This window comes from Paenibacillus sp. FSL L8-0638, from assembly GCF_038593075.1.
In the GTDB taxonomy this organism is placed as follows: domain Bacteria; phylum Bacillota; class Bacilli; order Paenibacillales; family Paenibacillaceae; genus Paenibacillus; species Paenibacillus polymyxa_D.
Genome location: NZ_CP151960.1, coordinates 1461202 through 1478201, shown reverse-complemented (window position 1 = coordinate 1478201; position 17000 = coordinate 1461202). Strand labels below are relative to the sequence as shown.

Sequence of the window (17000 nt, the reverse complement as noted above, 5' to 3'; positions counted from 1 at the left end):
AAATGCAGTCAAATGACATTAAGCTCGACATCAATGTTACCGCGTGTTGCTTTGGAGTACGGACAAAAATCATGCGCTTGGCGTGCCAAATCTTCGGCCTGGGCGCGTTCAATACCGGGTATTTTCACATCCAGACGTACCGCCAGCTGGAAGCCGCCATCGCTTGGATCCTTGCCGATAGATACGTGGCTGGTGACCTCAACATTGTCCACCTTCACCTTAGCCTTCCGGGCCACATTAGCCAATGCGCTCTCATAGCAGGCACCATAGCCTGCCGCAAACAATTGCTCTGGATTCGTAGCTTCTCCACCTGCGCCACCCAGTTCCTTCGGCGTGCTGAGCTTATGCTTCAAAACTCCATCGGATGAAGAGACTGAACCGTCTCTTCCACCATGTACCGTTGCTGATGCTGTGTATAATGCTTCCATGATTTCATCTCTCCTTCACTATATCTTTTGCATTCCGCAGGAACCTTATCGTCATGTTAATACATGATTTCCTTCTCGTATGTACTTTAAACGAACTACATAAAATGAATCATTTGAAATATGGATGTAAACTAGTACATTTACCGTTTAGTTCCACCCCACCATGTTTACACTATATGTTATAGGCCCCTACTTGGGCCGTCTACATTGAACAACCATCTCCACCAGTCGTTTAATTTTCGGGGACGGAATAAGGTAAGACCATTTTATGGTCCTAACAATTCGACAGGGTAACCCTGTCGCATGCGAGAAAAAAATTGATAAAATATGGAACGGGCGTTCACCGGGAAGATGGACAACAATTTAAAAAATCCAAAACGACCAAGCCGCTCCCCTCAGAGCGATATAGCTTGGTTTTTCTAGGTTCAGCTTATACGATGGCCATATTGCTTCAAAAATACGATTAACTTGCTTGACCACACAAAAGTTGTACTAGACAAAAACTATTGGGAGTGTACAATAGGGATAACACAATCGTTATGTCACTAATAATATATTTCAACATCAATAAAGAAGGTGAAGCGTATGAAAAATACAAAGGGTAACTTCGCGGAAATCGCTTCACTGTCGGAAGTGAATCGTTCCTTGAGCGTCCCAAAAGACGGAACCTGGTTTCGGAAGTTTCTTGCCTTTGCTGGGCCCGGCTATATGGTCGCAGTCGGCTATATGGACCCCGGCAACTGGGCTACAGACATCGCCGGCGGATCAAAATTCGGCTACACGCTGCTTAGTGTCATTCTAATCTCCAACCTAATGGCCATCCTGCTGCAAGCCTTATCTGGCAAGCTTGGCATTGCCACAGGTAAAGATTTGGCTCAAATGTGCCGTGATGCCTACAGTCGTCCTGTCGCGATCGGCTTATGGCTCTTGTGCGAAATTGCCATTGCAGCCATGGATTTAGCCGAGGTCATCGGTTCAGCCATTGCGCTGAAGTTGCTGTTTGGTCTACCGTTACTATACGGAGTCATCATTACCGCATTTGATGTTATGCTCATTTTACTGCTGCAAAACAAAGGTTTTCGGGCATTGGAAACCCTCGTCATTGTGCTGATGGCGACGATTGCCGGCTGTTTTGGCATTAATCTCATTTTGGCACAACCGGAATGGGGCGGCGTATTGGGCGGCTTTGTACCAGACTCGCAAATTTTGACGAATCCAAGTATGCTGTATATTGCCATCGGTATTATGGGCGCTACTGTAATGCCGCATAACCTGTATCTGCATTCTTCTATTGTACAAACTCGCAAATTTGAGCAGACTTCAGCAGGTAAACGGGAAGCTATTACATTTGCAACTTGGGATTCCAGTATAGCGCTGATGTTCGCATTATTTATTAATGCCGCCATCTTGATCGTGGCAGCTGCTGTATTCCATACGGCAGGAAGAACAGATGTAGCCGAAATTAGCGATGCCTATTATCTGCTTTCGCCCCTACTGGGAACCACACTGGCGAGCATACTATTTGGGGTAGCGTTACTCGCCTCAGGGCAAAATTCAACCGTAACAGGCACTTTAGCCGGGCAAATCGTGATGGAGGGCTTTTTGAATCTTCGTCTTTCACCTTGGTTGCGTCGTCTGGTGACCCGCCTCATCGCGATCATTCCAGCGGTCATCGTCACTGCCATCGCAGGGGAAAAAGGTGCGGAGGAACTGCTTGTGCTGAGCCAGGTCATCCTGTCCATCCAGCTTCCCTTTGCCATCATTCCATTACTGCTCTTTACCAGCGACAAAAAGATTATGGGTGAATTCGCAAATAAAATGTGGCAAAAAGTACTAACCTGGATCGTGACCGCTATCATCATTATCTTGAATGTAGTGCTCATTATACAAACGATATCAGGTTGACAGACCGTTTGGATGCAACCATTAAAAAGAGGTACTCCACAGGCCAAAATAGCCAAGGAATACCTCTTTTTATCGTTTATTTTTCCAATATGTGTAGAATTAACTCTGCATTCTGTTCAACAAATGTAGCATCAAGCATGCTTTCATGATCTCCATAACCATCACAAATGGAATACTCCCCACTTGTAGAATGCTCCCACATTCGGATATCTCCACGTATATGTTTACTTTGACTCTGAAGAGATTTAATAACATGAATATGAGCCGCAACTTGTCCAGAATTCATTAAATTATCCAAATACGCATAGTATCTTTGAATCTTCTCGCCAACATGGAGATGAAAAAAATCTCCTTCACTTTGCAATTGTGGATATTTATCCAACATAAGATCTACCGTTTCTTTCGCATATTTACGACTCTCTTCCGTTGTAAGCCGCTCTGAATTTATTTCTGTAATGTAAAATGAGTCCAATAAAACGAGCTGGCTAACCTTATCTCCCTGTTTTTCAAGGGCCTTTGTAATCTCAAATCCCAAATTGCCTCCCGCTGAAATCCCTAGAATTACGTAAGGTCCCTCAGGCTGAACTTCTTTTATAAGGCGGATATATTCTGCAATGAGACGATTTTGTTCAATCTCAAGAAAATTGAAACTATACAATCGATAGGAACCAAGGAATTCAGCAAGCCTTTGATATACAACCCCTAAAGCTACTACCGGAGGGAAACAAAATATGTTTCGGTCTCTTTCTCCCTCTGGATTAAACAACATTCTTTCGTTAGAAAGATCACTAATCTGCGTTTCAGATGATGAAACTAAGGAGGCCAACTCTCGAATAGTCGGTGTCACAAATATCTGTCGAATCGGAAGCTCTATTCCGTGCCCTGTAGCTAGTCTCGCCACAAATTTAATTACACTTGTCGAATCCACCCCCAATTCAAATAAAGAATCGTCTACGCTAATGGAACTGTACTCCAAAATCTCTTCCCAGATTCGTACCATAATGCACTCCATCTCCGTCACTGGAGCTTCATATTTCTTTTGAAATATGGTTTTAGCCGATGGCTCTGGCAGTGCTTTTCGATCTAATTTACCATTAGGTGTTAAAGGAATTTGTTCAAGACCAATAAAATGGGTAGGCACCATGTAATTTGGCAATACACGACTAATACCTTCTTTAATATCCTGGATAGTCAAACTTGGTTGGGTCACGATATACGCGCACAGTATTTTATTTCCTCTCGAATCCGGGGTATACAAAACCACTGCTTCCTTTACTCCAATAATTTGAAGAATTTGATTTTCAATTTCCCCAAGCTCTACACGATAACCACGGATTTTTACTTGCTGATCGTTACGTCCCAAAAATTCAATATATCCTTTTGAATTCAGAATTCCTTGGTCCCCAGTGCGATATAACCTGCCAAACTTCGGATGATTTAAGAATGATAATGCCGTTTTTTCTTCTTCATGAAGATAACCTTTGGCTAGGCCAACACCTCCAATGTAAAGCTCACCTTTTACACCTATTGGGCAAAGTTCCTGATCATAATTCAATACATAATAAGTTTGGTTAGCTAATGGCATTCCGTAAGGTATGGAGGCCCAGGATTCATGCACTTCATATACGGGATAATAAATGGACCAAATAGAAGCCTCTGTTGCCCCACCCATACTTATTACATTCGCGTGAATATATTGTCTACGAATTTTATTCGGTAGACTGAGAGGTATCCAATCTCCACTAAGAATGACCAAACGCAAGGAACTGTTTTTCTTGCGCGATCCAGACGATCGGTGCATGCTATTCCAGTAATAACAGCTTTCCTCTTCTTCTCCAAGCACATGGTTCAACATCAAGTCCATTATAGCTGGCACGGAGTTCCAAATTGTAATTTTATGTTCCTCCACTGTCTTGGCGACTTCTGTAATATCGCGTTGATCATCAATAAGTACTAAAGTCGCTCCAACCGCTAACGCTCCAAATAGATCATAAACCGATAAATCGAAACACATGGATGATAATCCAATTATACGATCCTGCTCATTCACATTGAATTTACGATTTATATCCTGCACCGTGTTAGCTACCGCCCCGTGTGTAACAATGACTCCTTTAGGCTGGCCTGTACTACCTGAAGTATAAATCACATAGGCTACATCATCTGGATCATGTTCGATCTGGAGAGTTTCACCAGAATAAACCGCTAATCCTTTCTTAACGTATAGTTCTGGTTCCAACATTAATTTACAACCACTGTGATCCCTAATATATTCACAACGTTCCTCCGGATAGTCAGGATCAATCGGTACATAAGCCGCTCCAGCCTTCAATATACCTACTATATTCACAATGGTTTCAATACTCCGATTGGCTAATACACTAATAAAATCACCACGACACACGCCATGTTCATGTAAATAGCGAGCTACCCTATTAGAACGTTCATTTAACTCCTGATAAGTGATGTGGCTGTTCTTATAAATCACCGCAAATGCCTCTGGCCAACGAATAACCTGCTTTTCAAACAAGGAATGAAGTGTAGATCTTGGAATTTCTTCATAGGTATCATTAAAAGCTGAAATCAGATGATAGTTTTCACGTCCCCATGGGAACCTATTTTCTTCATCTGAGTTTAAGTAAAATTCCAGCAGCATAAAGTACTGGTCAAACATCGCTTTAATTGATACCGAATCAAACAGTTGTTCAACATAATCCCAAGTGATCGTGAGTCCACCATCTACTTCCAGAACCTGATAATCTAAAAAAACTTGAGAGGTTTGAGACACCGCTGTCTTTATATCCCCCATAAAATAAACAGACTCATCTGTACCTTTCCCTGCATCCAGTAACATGCTTGTGAATACAATGGGCATGACTGCCTTATGGGTTTCAGCACCACGTTGACGTATAATCTCCCTGATGAATTGAATGCCGTCGTAGTGTCTATGTTCAAGCGCCTCCATCAACACGTTTTGCACGGATTCAGCTTGCTCCCAGAAAGATTTTCCTCCTTCAATCGTGATGTCAAGCAACATAACAGACGTAAAGTCGCCAATCATCTTATAGACATCTTTATGAAATGGATAACGATTAAAAATAGTACAATTGAGCGCCAATTGGGATTGATTACTCCAGTATGACAACACTTTGGCAAATACAGTACACAGCACTGCAGTTGGTGTCAGGTGATTTTTTTGTGAAACTTGCTTTAGCTTTTCGTAAAGTTCCCTATCGCAGTGTTGGGTTACCCTTTTGAAACGCGGTTGTACAATCAGGCCTGGTGAGGAAATATACGGTAAAGCAGGAGGGTCAGGGAAACATTCCACTTTATCCATCCAGTATTGCCGATCCCTCTTATATATTTCCGAGGATTTGAAACCCGTATAAGCCATCATATAGTCTCGGAAAGTAATGTCCACGCCTTCCAAATCTAAATCTGGATCATGGTAAAATTTCATAATTTCCTGATGAATGAATTGAAAGCTTGCCCCATCCGTTATTAACATGTCATAACCAATAAAAAGGTAAAACATTTCTGCAGAACATTGATAAGCCTTATACTCAAATAGAGGCCACTGATCTGTCTTGAAAATATAGTGAGACATGCGCTCCCTTTCCGTCAGTATTCTTTGTTCCTGGGCTTCCTTGGAGAGATCCTCCATCGGGATAATCTCAATATGATATTCTGGAACATACTCTAATATTTGTTGCTCTCCGTTCGGCAAGATAATCGTTCGCAACATAGCATGGCGTTCAATAACTTTTTGTAGAGCATGATTAAACCGATCCATATCCAATGAAGTTTCTAACTCAATATATACATGAGTCGACACTCCACCCATTTCAAAATGGTCCTCGCGTCCCATCAGATAAGCCATCTGCACATCCGTTAGCGGAAACGGTTCATACATATGCTCTGGATCAGGTATTAACTCCGGATATACGATGGCCGCTTGTGTATCTACACCTTCCTTCATCCGTTCTGACAGCTTCGCTATGGTATAATGCTGCAGAAAGTCTCGTAGATTCAATTCAATTCCCATTTCCCTGCTTATTCTTGTTCGGATTTGCACCATCAGAATCGAATTCCCACCCAGTTCAAAGAAATGATCATGGATTCCTATTCGTTCGACTCCCAATACCTCTTTCCATATTTCCGTCAGTTTCTGCTCTGTTTCATTACGTGCTTCTTCATATTTCGAGTCCATTTGCTGTTCCACATCCGGGATCGGCAACTCTCTTCGATTCACCTTGCCGTTAGGAGATAACGGTATTTTCTCCAGTTCCATATAATGCGACGGCACCATATAATTCGGCAGTTCCCGTTGTAAATATATTCGCAGCTCCTCCGGGGTCACTTCCTCCTCAGCTGGAACATAGTACGCACATAGATATACGTGATTGCGATGGTCCCTTTGTTCCATTACTACTGCATTTTTGATGAATTCATGTGCCAGTAGACGTCCTTCAATTTCTCCTAACTCTACCCGGTACCCACGGATCTTTACCTGCTGATCCTTCCGTCCCTGAAATTCGATATAACCTGCCGGACGCCATACTCCATAATCTCCGGTTCGGTACAATCGGCCCAGCTCTGGATGTTCCACAAACGATTCCTGGGTTTTCTGTTCATCATTCAGATAACCTGTCGCAAGCCCCATCCCGCCAATATACAATTCCCCTTGTACATCCGCCGGGCAAGGCTTCAGCTCATAGTTCAGCACGTACATCTGCTGGTTCGCTAGCGGCCTGCCATAAGGTATCGAGGCGGTCTGTCTATCCCATTCCTTGATTGGGTAGTAGATGGACCAAATCGAGGCTTCTGTTGCTCCTCCCAGGCTAATCACTTCTGCATGCGGACAATGTCGCTTTATTTTCTCAGGCAGCTGTAGGGGTATCCAGTCCCCGCTGAGCAACACTGTTCGAATTCCATTATTGTAGAAGTCAGCCGTGACGTTGGCGAGCACCATTTCCATAATAGCCGGTACAGAATTCCATATAGTGATGCCCTGACGCTCTATCGTGTAGATGACATCTTCCACATCCCGCTGATCGTCAATCAATACCAATGCCGCTCCGGCTGCCAAGGCACCGAACAGATCATATACAGACAGATCGAAACACATGGAGGACAAACCTATCATCCGGTCCTGCTCATGAATGCCGAATTTATGATTTATATCCTGAATCGTATTGGCTGCTGCTCCGTGGGTTGTGATTACTCCCTTCGGTCGGCCTGTGCTACCCGATGTATAGATCACATATGCCACATCGTCCGGATGATAATCCAGCGGAAGAGCTTCGTCAGAATATGCTGCTACACCGGCTGTATCGTACAACTCCGGTTCAACAGTCAGCTTACATTGACTGTGCTCATGGATGTAGTGGCGCCGTTCTTCGGGATAGTCCGGATCCACCGGTACATAAGCTGCTCCAGCCTTCAAAATACCTATAACATTAGCAACGGTTGCAATACTCCGACTCGCCAATACGCTAACATAATCGCCACGACATACCCCCTGCTCTTGCAAATAACGGGCAATCTGATTCGAACGTTTCTGCAGTTCTCCATACGTAAGGCATTCATCCTTATGCATTAAGGCCACTGTTTCTGGAGTACGCCCTGCCTGCTCTTCGAACAACCCATGCAAGGTGCTATATGGTATCAGTTTCTCTGTATTATTGTAGCTCTCCATCAACTTCATTTCTTGTTCAGTAATTTTTATGCAGTTGGTATGCAGAGTTAATGTATCAATATACTGCTTGAACATTGCATGGATTACATTTTCATCGAATAGTTGCTCAACGTAGTCCCAAACAAGCCTTAACGAACCGTTATCTTCAAAAAGTTGATGATCCAAGTAAACTTGAGATGTCTGCCCCGCACCCATTTGTATTTCTCCTAATTCATACCAACTAACTTCACCTCTTTCTTTGGTCCCCAGCAGCATGCTTGTAAAAACAATTGGCATAACAGCACGATTACCATAATTATGGTATTTAGATATTTCTCGTATTAATTCAATTCCATCATAATGCCGATGCTCAAGTGATTCTAAAAGACGTTCTTGGATCTGTTTCGCCCTCTCCCAATATCCCTTTTCAGACCTAAAATCAATTTCTATAAGAATTACGGAAGTAAAATCCCCAATCATGTCGTTCACATCTTGGTGAAACGGTAGTCTATTGAAAACGGTCAAGCTCACGGCTAAATGAGGCTGATTACTCCAAAAGGCCATCACTTCTGCATAAGCAGCAAGAAGAGCCGCTGTAGGCGTGATATTGTACTGATACGCCTGTTTTTTAATTTTCTCCCAGGTTTCTCTATCGATCTCTTGCTCCAGACGGCAAAAATGAGGCTCAGTCACACCGGAGGGATCTGCTTTTAAAGGCAGCTCCGGAGCTGCAGGAAAATCGCCCAATTTATTCAGCCAATACAGTTTGTCCTTCTTATAGGTTTCCGAATTTTTAAAATGCTGCAATGCCAGAATGTAGTCCCGAAATGTACTCTGCAACTGTGACGGCATCCAATTGGGCTCATGATAGAATTTAACCAGCAACTTGCCTATCAGTTGAATACTTGCTCCATCCGTAATCAACATGTCGTAGCTGATAAACAAATAATGAATTCCTTCAGATAATTTAAAAGCTTTATATTCAAAGAGCGGCCATTGGTCTGTTGGAAATACATAATGAGACATTCGCTCTCTTTCTGACACTATCCGTTCTTGTTGCTCAGACGAACTCATATGGGTAAGGTCAACCACTGTTATTCGATATTCCGGTACGTTCTCCAGGATAACCTGCTCTCCGGTAGGAAATACGACTGCGCGCATCATGGGCTGATATTGAATGATCTGTTGTAATGCAAAGTTAAGTCGGTCTATATCAAAGACGGTTTTAATCTCCGTATATCCATGAGTCGACACTCCACCCATTTCAAAATGGTCCTCGCGTCCCATCAGATAAGCCATCTGCACATCCGTTAGCGGAAACGGTTCATACATATGCTCTGGATCAGGTGTTAACTCCGGATACACGATGGCCGCTTGTGTATCTACACCTTCCTTCATCCGTTCTGACAGCTTCGCTATGGTATAATGCTGCAGAAAGTCTCGTAGATTCAATTCAATTCCCATTTCCCTGCTTATTCTTGTTCGGATTTGCACCATCAGAATCGAATTCCCACCCAGTTCAAAGAAATGATCATGGATTCCTATTCGTTCGACTCCCAATACCTCTTTCCATATTTCCGTCAGTTTCTGCTCTGTTTCATTACGTGCTTCTTCATATTTCGAGTCCATTTGCTGTTCCACATCCGGGATCGGCAACTCTCTTCGATTCACCTTGCCGTTAGGAGATAACGGTATTTTCTCCAGTTCCATATAATGCGACGGCACCATATAATTCGGCAGTTCCCGTTGTAAATATATTCGCAGCTCCTCCGGGGTCACTTCCTCCTCAGCTGGAACATAGTACGCACATAGATATACGTGATTGCGATGGTCCCTTTGTTCCATTACTACTGCATTTTTGATGAATTCATGTGCCAGTAGACGTCCTTCAATTTCTCCTAACTCTACCCGGTACCCACGGATCTTTACCTGCTGATCCTTCCGTCCCTGAAATTCGATATAACCTGCCGGACGCCATACTCCATAATCTCCGGTTCGGTACAATCGGCCCAGCTCTGGATGTTCCACAAACGATTCCTGGGTTTTCTGTTCATCATTCAGATAACCTGTCGCAAGCCCCATCCCGCCAATATACAATTCCCCTTGTACATCCGCCGGGCAAGGCTTCAGCTCATAGTTCAGCACGTACATCTGCTGGTTCGCTAGCGGCCTGCCATAAGGTATCGAGGCGGTCTGTCTATCCCATTCCTTGATTGGGTAGTAGATGGACCAAATCGAGGCTTCTGTTGCTCCTCCCAGGCTAATCACTTCTGCATGCGGACAATGTCGCTTTATTTTCTCAGGCAGCTGTAGGGGTATCCAGTCCCCGCTGAGCAACACTGTTCGAATTCCATTATTGTAGAAGTCAGCCGTGACGTTGGCGAGCACCATTTCCATAATAGCCGGTACAGAATTCCATATAGTGATGCCCTGACGCTCTATCGTGTAGATGACATCTTCCACATCCCGCTGATCGTCAATCAATACCAATGCCGCTCCGGCTGCCAAGGCACCGAACAGATCATATACAGACAGATCGAAACACATGGAGGACAAACCTATCATCCGGTCCTGCTCATGAATGCCGAATTTATGATTTATATCCTGAATCGTATTGGCTACTGCTCCGTGGGTTGTGATTACTCCCTTCGGTCGGCCTGTGCTACCCGATGTATAGATCACATATGCCACATCGTCCGGATGATAATCCAGCGGAAGAGCTTCGTCAGAATATGCTGCTACACCGGCTGTATCGTACAACTCCGGTTCAACAGTCAGCTTACATTGACTGTGCTCATGGATGTAGTGGCGCCGTTCTTCGGGATAGTCCGGATCCACCGGTACATAAGCTGCTCCAGCCTTCAAAATACCTATAACATTAGCAACGGTTGCAATACTTCGGCTTGCCGATACGCTGACATAATCGCCACGACATACCCCCTGCTCTTGCAAATAGCGGGCAATCTGATTCGAACGTTTCTGCAGTTCTCCATACGTAAGACTTTCATGCTTATACATTAAGGCCACCGCTTCTGGAGTACGCCCTGCCTGCTCCTCGAACAACCCGTGCAAGGTGCTAGGCGGTACAGTCTTGTTCGTATTGTTGTATAATCGGATAACATCCTCATTCTCTATTTCAATTTCCAAATTTGAATACATAGTATTTAACAAAAGAGAATCAATGATTTGCGTAAACTGGCTGAACATACCTTCAATCATTTCTGGCGAAAACAATTCCTCTACATAATCCCAAAATAGCCATAATTCATCTGCTACTAATGTAGCCTGAAAATCAATATAGACCTGTGAGGTTTGCGTTATTCCCGTTTTCAAGTCTCCTAATTGTTCAAGACCAGGTGTGCGCTCCGTGTTATTTTCAGAAAGCACAGAGGTAAAAACATACGGAATTACAGCCTTTCCATGTCTAATCCCATGATGTCTCACAATATCCCTAATAAACTCAACACCCTCATAGTGGCGATGCTCCAATGCATCAATTAAGACAGACTGAACGACCCTGGCCTTTTCCCAGAATGACATACCCGGTTTAAATGAAATGCCAAGCAGAAGGTTTGATGTAAAATCACCTACTATATGTTCTACCTGCTCATGAAAAGGGTAACGATTGAAGACTGTAAGATTAATGGACAAGTTCTCTTGATTGCCCCATATGGAAAGAAGATATGAATAAATGGTCGCAAGCAAAGCGGATGGAGTCACTCCATTTTGTAAAGCCAGCTGTTTTAAAGAAATCCACTGTTGCTGATTGTATATCTTCTCTTTTCTTTGGAATTTTGGTGTTTTTATTTGTTCTGGATCACATTGTAAAGGAAGAACAGGCGCTAATGGAAAATCTTCCACTTTATTAAGCCAGTATTTGCGATCCAGCTCATATATTTCAGATTGCTTCAAATCTAAATAAGCAAGAATATAATCGCGGAAGCTGAAGTCCAATTTGGGCAATTCGGCATTTGGATTGTGATAGAAATACATCAGATCACGACCGATAATATCCATACTTGCTGCATCAGCAATAAGCAAATCTCTGCCCATACACAATAGATACTTATCATTCTCAAGCTGGAAAGCCTTAAATTCGAACATCGGCCACTGTTCAGGAACAAACACATGGTGTGACATCCGGCTTCGCTCCAGATGAATTCGTTCCTCTTGTTCTCTTCTTGTCAGGAATCGAAGATCTTCTATAGCCATTAGATACTCAGGCACGTCTTTAAGAATAACCTGCTCGCCGCTTGGCATGATAATTGCTCTTAGCATCGGGTGTCTCTGAATGACTTTATTCAAACATTGATTAAAACGCACCATGTCAACGTCAGTCTCCACCTCGGTATATACATGAGTGGACACGCCGCCCATTTCAAGTTCATCATTTCGACCTAAAAAATATGCCATCTGAATATCAGTTAACGCGAAAGGAGCGTTTAATTGTTCTAAATCGGGAAACGCTGTCGGGTATATTTTTTCACTAACCTCCCTTGTTCCACATGTTACGCAATGATTGATAATTTCCAGGAGATGATTCTTGAATTTCAGGGCCACTTCGGTCAGGGTATCTTCATCATATTCATACTTATTGTATATAAAAGAAATTTTTAACTCGTCCTCCATGACTGCTCCTGTTATGTCAATGGAGTAACTTCGCTCTGATTGCGGATCAAGCATCTGGCCCTGTGACATATCAGAAAGCGTAAAAACTCCCTGATCTATGCTTTGGGCAAATTCACCTAAATAGTTAAAACAAACTTGAGGATGATGTTTCCACTTCATCATTTTTTTGTAGTCCGGATGAGTAACATATTTTAACAGACCATATCCGATCCCTTTTTTCGGAATTTGGCGTAATGTTTGTTTTACATGTTGAACAGTATCCTGAACAGAACAAGATGACAGAAGATCAATTACTACAGGATACATCGTTGTAAACCAACCAATCGTCCGGGAGACATTAATATCAGGAACTATGTCTTCTCTCCCATGCCCCTCTAAACCGATTAGAATCTGAGTATGATGTGTCCAATCTCGGAATGCACTCCCTAACGCAGCTAACAATAAGTCATTAATCTCCGTATTGTAAGCCTGATTGGAATGACGAAGCAGATTGTCTGTGTCCTGCTTAGATAGTTGAATATTTATCGATCTCGTATCCTTGATAAAGTTGGTTGGACATGTGTGATCCTTAGGCAGAGGCTCAATATGACGCTGATCCATATTCATCCAGTAGGGAATCTCATCAAGTAATACCGGACTATTCGCATACTCCTCCAGTGCGCTAGCCCAGCTCTTATAGGAAGTTGTCTTATACGGTAATGAAGGCTTTTCTCCAGAACTAAGCTGTTTATAAACCTGTGTGATATCTTCCATCAATACTCGCCAAGAAACACCATCGATTACCAAATGATGCGCAACAATAAGGAGATGATCCCCTTCAATGGTTTGGAATAGTCCCACTTTCAGTAGAGGACCTGTAGTTAAATCCATACTCATATGAATCTTTTCTGAAAAATTTGCGATACGATCCCTTACATCCAGTTCACTTGATAGATCCACAACCTGCAACCAAGCCGACTCTTTCATGTCCTGATTTGTTTGTACAATAGAGTTTTGCTCGCTTGCATACACCATACGTAGAGCATCATGATGATAAATGATATAATTCATCGTTTCTTGAAGAATGTCAGGTTCAAATCCTTCTTTTCTATACAACATAAAAGACTGATTCCAGTGATGACGTTGTATCCCCTGATGTTCAAAAAACCACTTTTGAATTGGCGTAAGCGGAACGATCCCCTCAACAACACTCTGATCTACAACTTTTGTTTGTACAGCTAACACCTGAGTTAATTGTGCAATCGTCGGATTTGCGAAAATATCTTTGATTCCGATATGCACATGATGACGTTGTAAACGTGACGACACTTGAATGGCTTTGATAGAATCTCCCCCGAGCGCAAAAAAATGGTCATGAATGCCAACCTTTTCTACCCCCAGCACTTCTTCCCATATCTCCGACGTCACGTTTTCAATATGATTTCTTGGCGGTGTGTAGCTAGCAGATGCCTTTACTTTGATGCCCGGTATGGGTAAATTCCTACGATCAATCTTTCCGCTTTGCGATAGAGGAAATCTGTCTAACTTTATAAAATAAGACGGCACCATATACGATGGAACATAATGGATAAGATAGTCTTTTATAGCATTTTCATCAATAGATTGAGATCCAATAATATATGCGCATAAATATCCATTGTTTTCGACATCCATGCATAATGTAACCAATGCTTGCTGAATACCTGAATATTGAAGTAGTACGTTTTCTATTTCTCCAGTTTCAATTCGATACCCTCGGATTTTGATCTGAAAGTCTTTTCTCCCCATATACTCAATATTTCCATCATTCATCCATCTTGTTAAATCGCCTGTTTTGTACATATGTTGACCGATTTTAAATGGATCTCTTACAAATTTCTCTTCTGTTGCTTCAGGAAGATTCACATATCCTGCTGCTACGCCTGTACCTGAAATACATAATTCCCCTGCTACACCAACTGGCTGCAATTGACCATCCTGGTCTATAATATACATTTGTATATTATCTATCGGCTTGCCAATTGGGATGGAATCCATCTTAAAATCAGAAGGACAATCAAAATAAGAATCATGTATAGTGCCTTCAGTCGGTCCGTATAGATTAGCGAAAACAATGTTTTTATCTCTTCTCCATCCATCGTTAAACCGTTGAACATGCCTGCATGTTAGTGCTTCTCCACTAGTAAATACTTTTTGTATAGACGATAAACGCTGAATGTGTCCCTCTCCATACTCCAAATAGTCTAAAAATGCATGTAACATAGATGGAACAAAGTGGATTACAGTTACTTTTTGTTGTTCAACTGTGCGGATTATGCTCTCAGGGTCTTTTTCAGCTCCAGGCTCCAATAAACATAGGGCGGCTGCGCCCTGAAAATACCACCAGCACAATTCAAACACGGACACATCAAAAGTGTAAGCTGTTTTTTGCATGATAACGTCCGCTTCTGTAATCGAATACTTTCGTTGCATCCACAACATATTGTTGACAACGGACCGATGCTGAACTATTACCCCTTTCGGCTTGCCAGTAGAACCTGATGTGTATATGATGTAAGCCACATCATCAGGATGATTAACACAATTAAGATTGGTGTTATCCTCGTTATCAGACAAGCTTATATCCAAGAGCAGGATTTCTATTCCTAAACCTACAAGGCGTTCATTCCATCTTGTCTTTGTTAAGACAAGGTTAGTTCCACTGTCTTGCAGCATATAACGAACACGATCTTTGGGATAGTCGGGATCGATAGGTATATAAGCACCACCAGCCTTATGAATCGCCAATATAGCTATGATCATTTCAAATGATCTTTCAACCATTATTCCAACGCTCTGGTTACTACATACTCCCTTGCGTCGTAGTATTCTGGCTAATTGATTGGCACGTTCGTTAACCTCTTCATAGCTCATATTTTCTTCACCAAGGATCAGGGCGGTTTTGTCAGGATAAGCTAAAGCTCTGTCCTCAAAAAATTCGTGTAAATTTTTCAGATCAGAAAAAACATGTTCTGTGTTGTTGAATTCTGTTAATATGCGTTCTTTTTCATCTGGTGTGAGAATTGAAATATTTCTAACAAGTATATGTGGATTATCAGTGATGGCAGTAGTGACCGTACGAATATGTCCGGCAACCTTTTGCATATCTTCATTTGAATAGCAGAATGCATTATATTTTAAGCATACAGATATTTCCTCGGAGGGGATCACAATGATATTGAAATCATAGTTTGTCTGGTCTTTTAATTCAAAATCATAGATTTTCAACTCATGGACATGCTGTCCGTCTAATAAATTGAATTCCAAAGGCACATTTTCAAAAACTACAATATGATTAATTAAATTCTCTTTCAATGGCGTAGCCGCTTGTATCTTCATCAGAGGATAATGACTATGCTCTTGGGAGTCAATCATTTGCTTATGGATGAGTGTCAACAGGTCTTCAAAATGGATATCTTGCTCAAAATTTATTCTTACTGGATTGGTATTGATAAATATTCCGATCATTTGATCGATTCCGGAAACCGCTGCATGCCTTCCTGAAACGACTGTTCCAAAAACCACATCATTGGTATTATTATATCTTTTTAGCACGATGCCCCAGATTGCCTGAATAACAGCATTCATCGTTACACGATAGGCAAGTGCCAATTCTTTAATTTTTTTAGTCATTTCCCGATCGAAGGTAAACTTAACTAGTTCCTGCAAGTAGCCTTCCTTTTTCTGTTTCGGTTGCCATGGTAGAGCACTGGACTGTTCAATCCCCTCTAAATACTGGTTCCAGTATAAACTTGCAGAATCTTGATCCTGTAGTTTAAGCCACTCGATATAATTTTGAAAAGAGTGTATTTCCTTTAGATTAGGTGAACGTTGCGTAGTTAAGGCACTATATATTTCAAAAAGCTCTTGTACTATCGCACTCAAGCTCCAACCATCTACAATAATATGATGAAAGCTTAGCAGTAACCGGAAATGTTGTAGATTCGTCTGAAATACAGCAAGCCGAACAAGCATTTCAGCAGTTACATCGAAACCTTTCATTTTTTCCTCATCGGCATAATGAGAGATATATTCCATTTGGCAGTCATGATTTTTTTCAGTTAAATCCTGAAAAACAATTTTATTTTCCAGATGGTCTACGACCATTTGGATGGGTCGCTTTGCTTTATCAACATTAAAAAGCGTACGTAAAACATCATGTCGCTGTACAAGCAATTGCATACTCTTATTCAGAGTATCTAGTGAGAGAGGCCCTTCCACACTGAAAAAAAGCTGAACTACAAAATTACCCTGATTTTCTTCACGCAATGTATGGTATAGAATTCCTTCTTGCATCGGTGTTAGCGAATAAATCTTTTGTAAAAGTTGTTTAGACGACATGA

Annotated in this window: 3 protein-coding genes; 1 reads left to right on the top strand and 2 read right to left on the bottom strand. The window is 42.1% G+C overall.

All coding sequences use genetic code 11. From position 1 onward, the window contains the following. Positions 1 to 8: 8 nt before the first annotated feature. Positions 9 to 428 carry an organic hydroperoxide resistance protein gene (locus MKY35_RS06590; protein WP_342445930.1) on the bottom strand — a complete coding sequence of 140 codons (420 nt, stop codon included), beginning with the start codon at positions 426 to 428 and terminating at the stop codon, positions 9 to 11. Positions 429 to 1013: 585 nt separating this feature from the next. On the opposite strand from MKY35_RS06590, the gene MKY35_RS06585 reads away from it, so the two are divergent. Further along, positions 1014 to 2333, top strand: a complete 1320-nt coding sequence (locus MKY35_RS06585; protein ID WP_029516354.1) for an Nramp family divalent metal transporter — start codon at positions 1014 to 1016, stop codon at positions 2331 to 2333. Positions 2334 to 2409: 76 nt separating this feature from the next. Here the strand turns inward: MKY35_RS06585 and MKY35_RS06580 are convergent, their stop codons facing one another. Continuing rightward, on the bottom strand, positions 2410 to 16998 hold the full coding sequence (locus tag MKY35_RS06580) for an amino acid adenylation domain-containing protein (RefSeq protein ID WP_342445929.1): 14589 nt from the start codon (positions 16996 to 16998) through the stop codon (positions 2410 to 2412). Positions 16999 to 17000: the final 2 nt, after the last annotated feature.

Bases quoted from the DNA above. Each gene is read 5' to 3' on its own strand.
- MKY35_RS06590 (WP_342445930.1), bottom strand. From the start codon at position 428: ATGGAAGCATTATACACAGCATCAGCAACGGTACATGGTGGAAGAGAC.
- MKY35_RS06585 (WP_029516354.1), top strand. From the start codon at position 1,014: ATGAAAAATACAAAGGGTAACTTCGCGGAAATCGCTTCACTGTCGGAA.
- MKY35_RS06580 (WP_342445929.1), bottom strand. From the start codon at position 16,998: ATGTCGTCTAAACAACTTTTACAAAAGATTTATTCGCTAACACCGATG.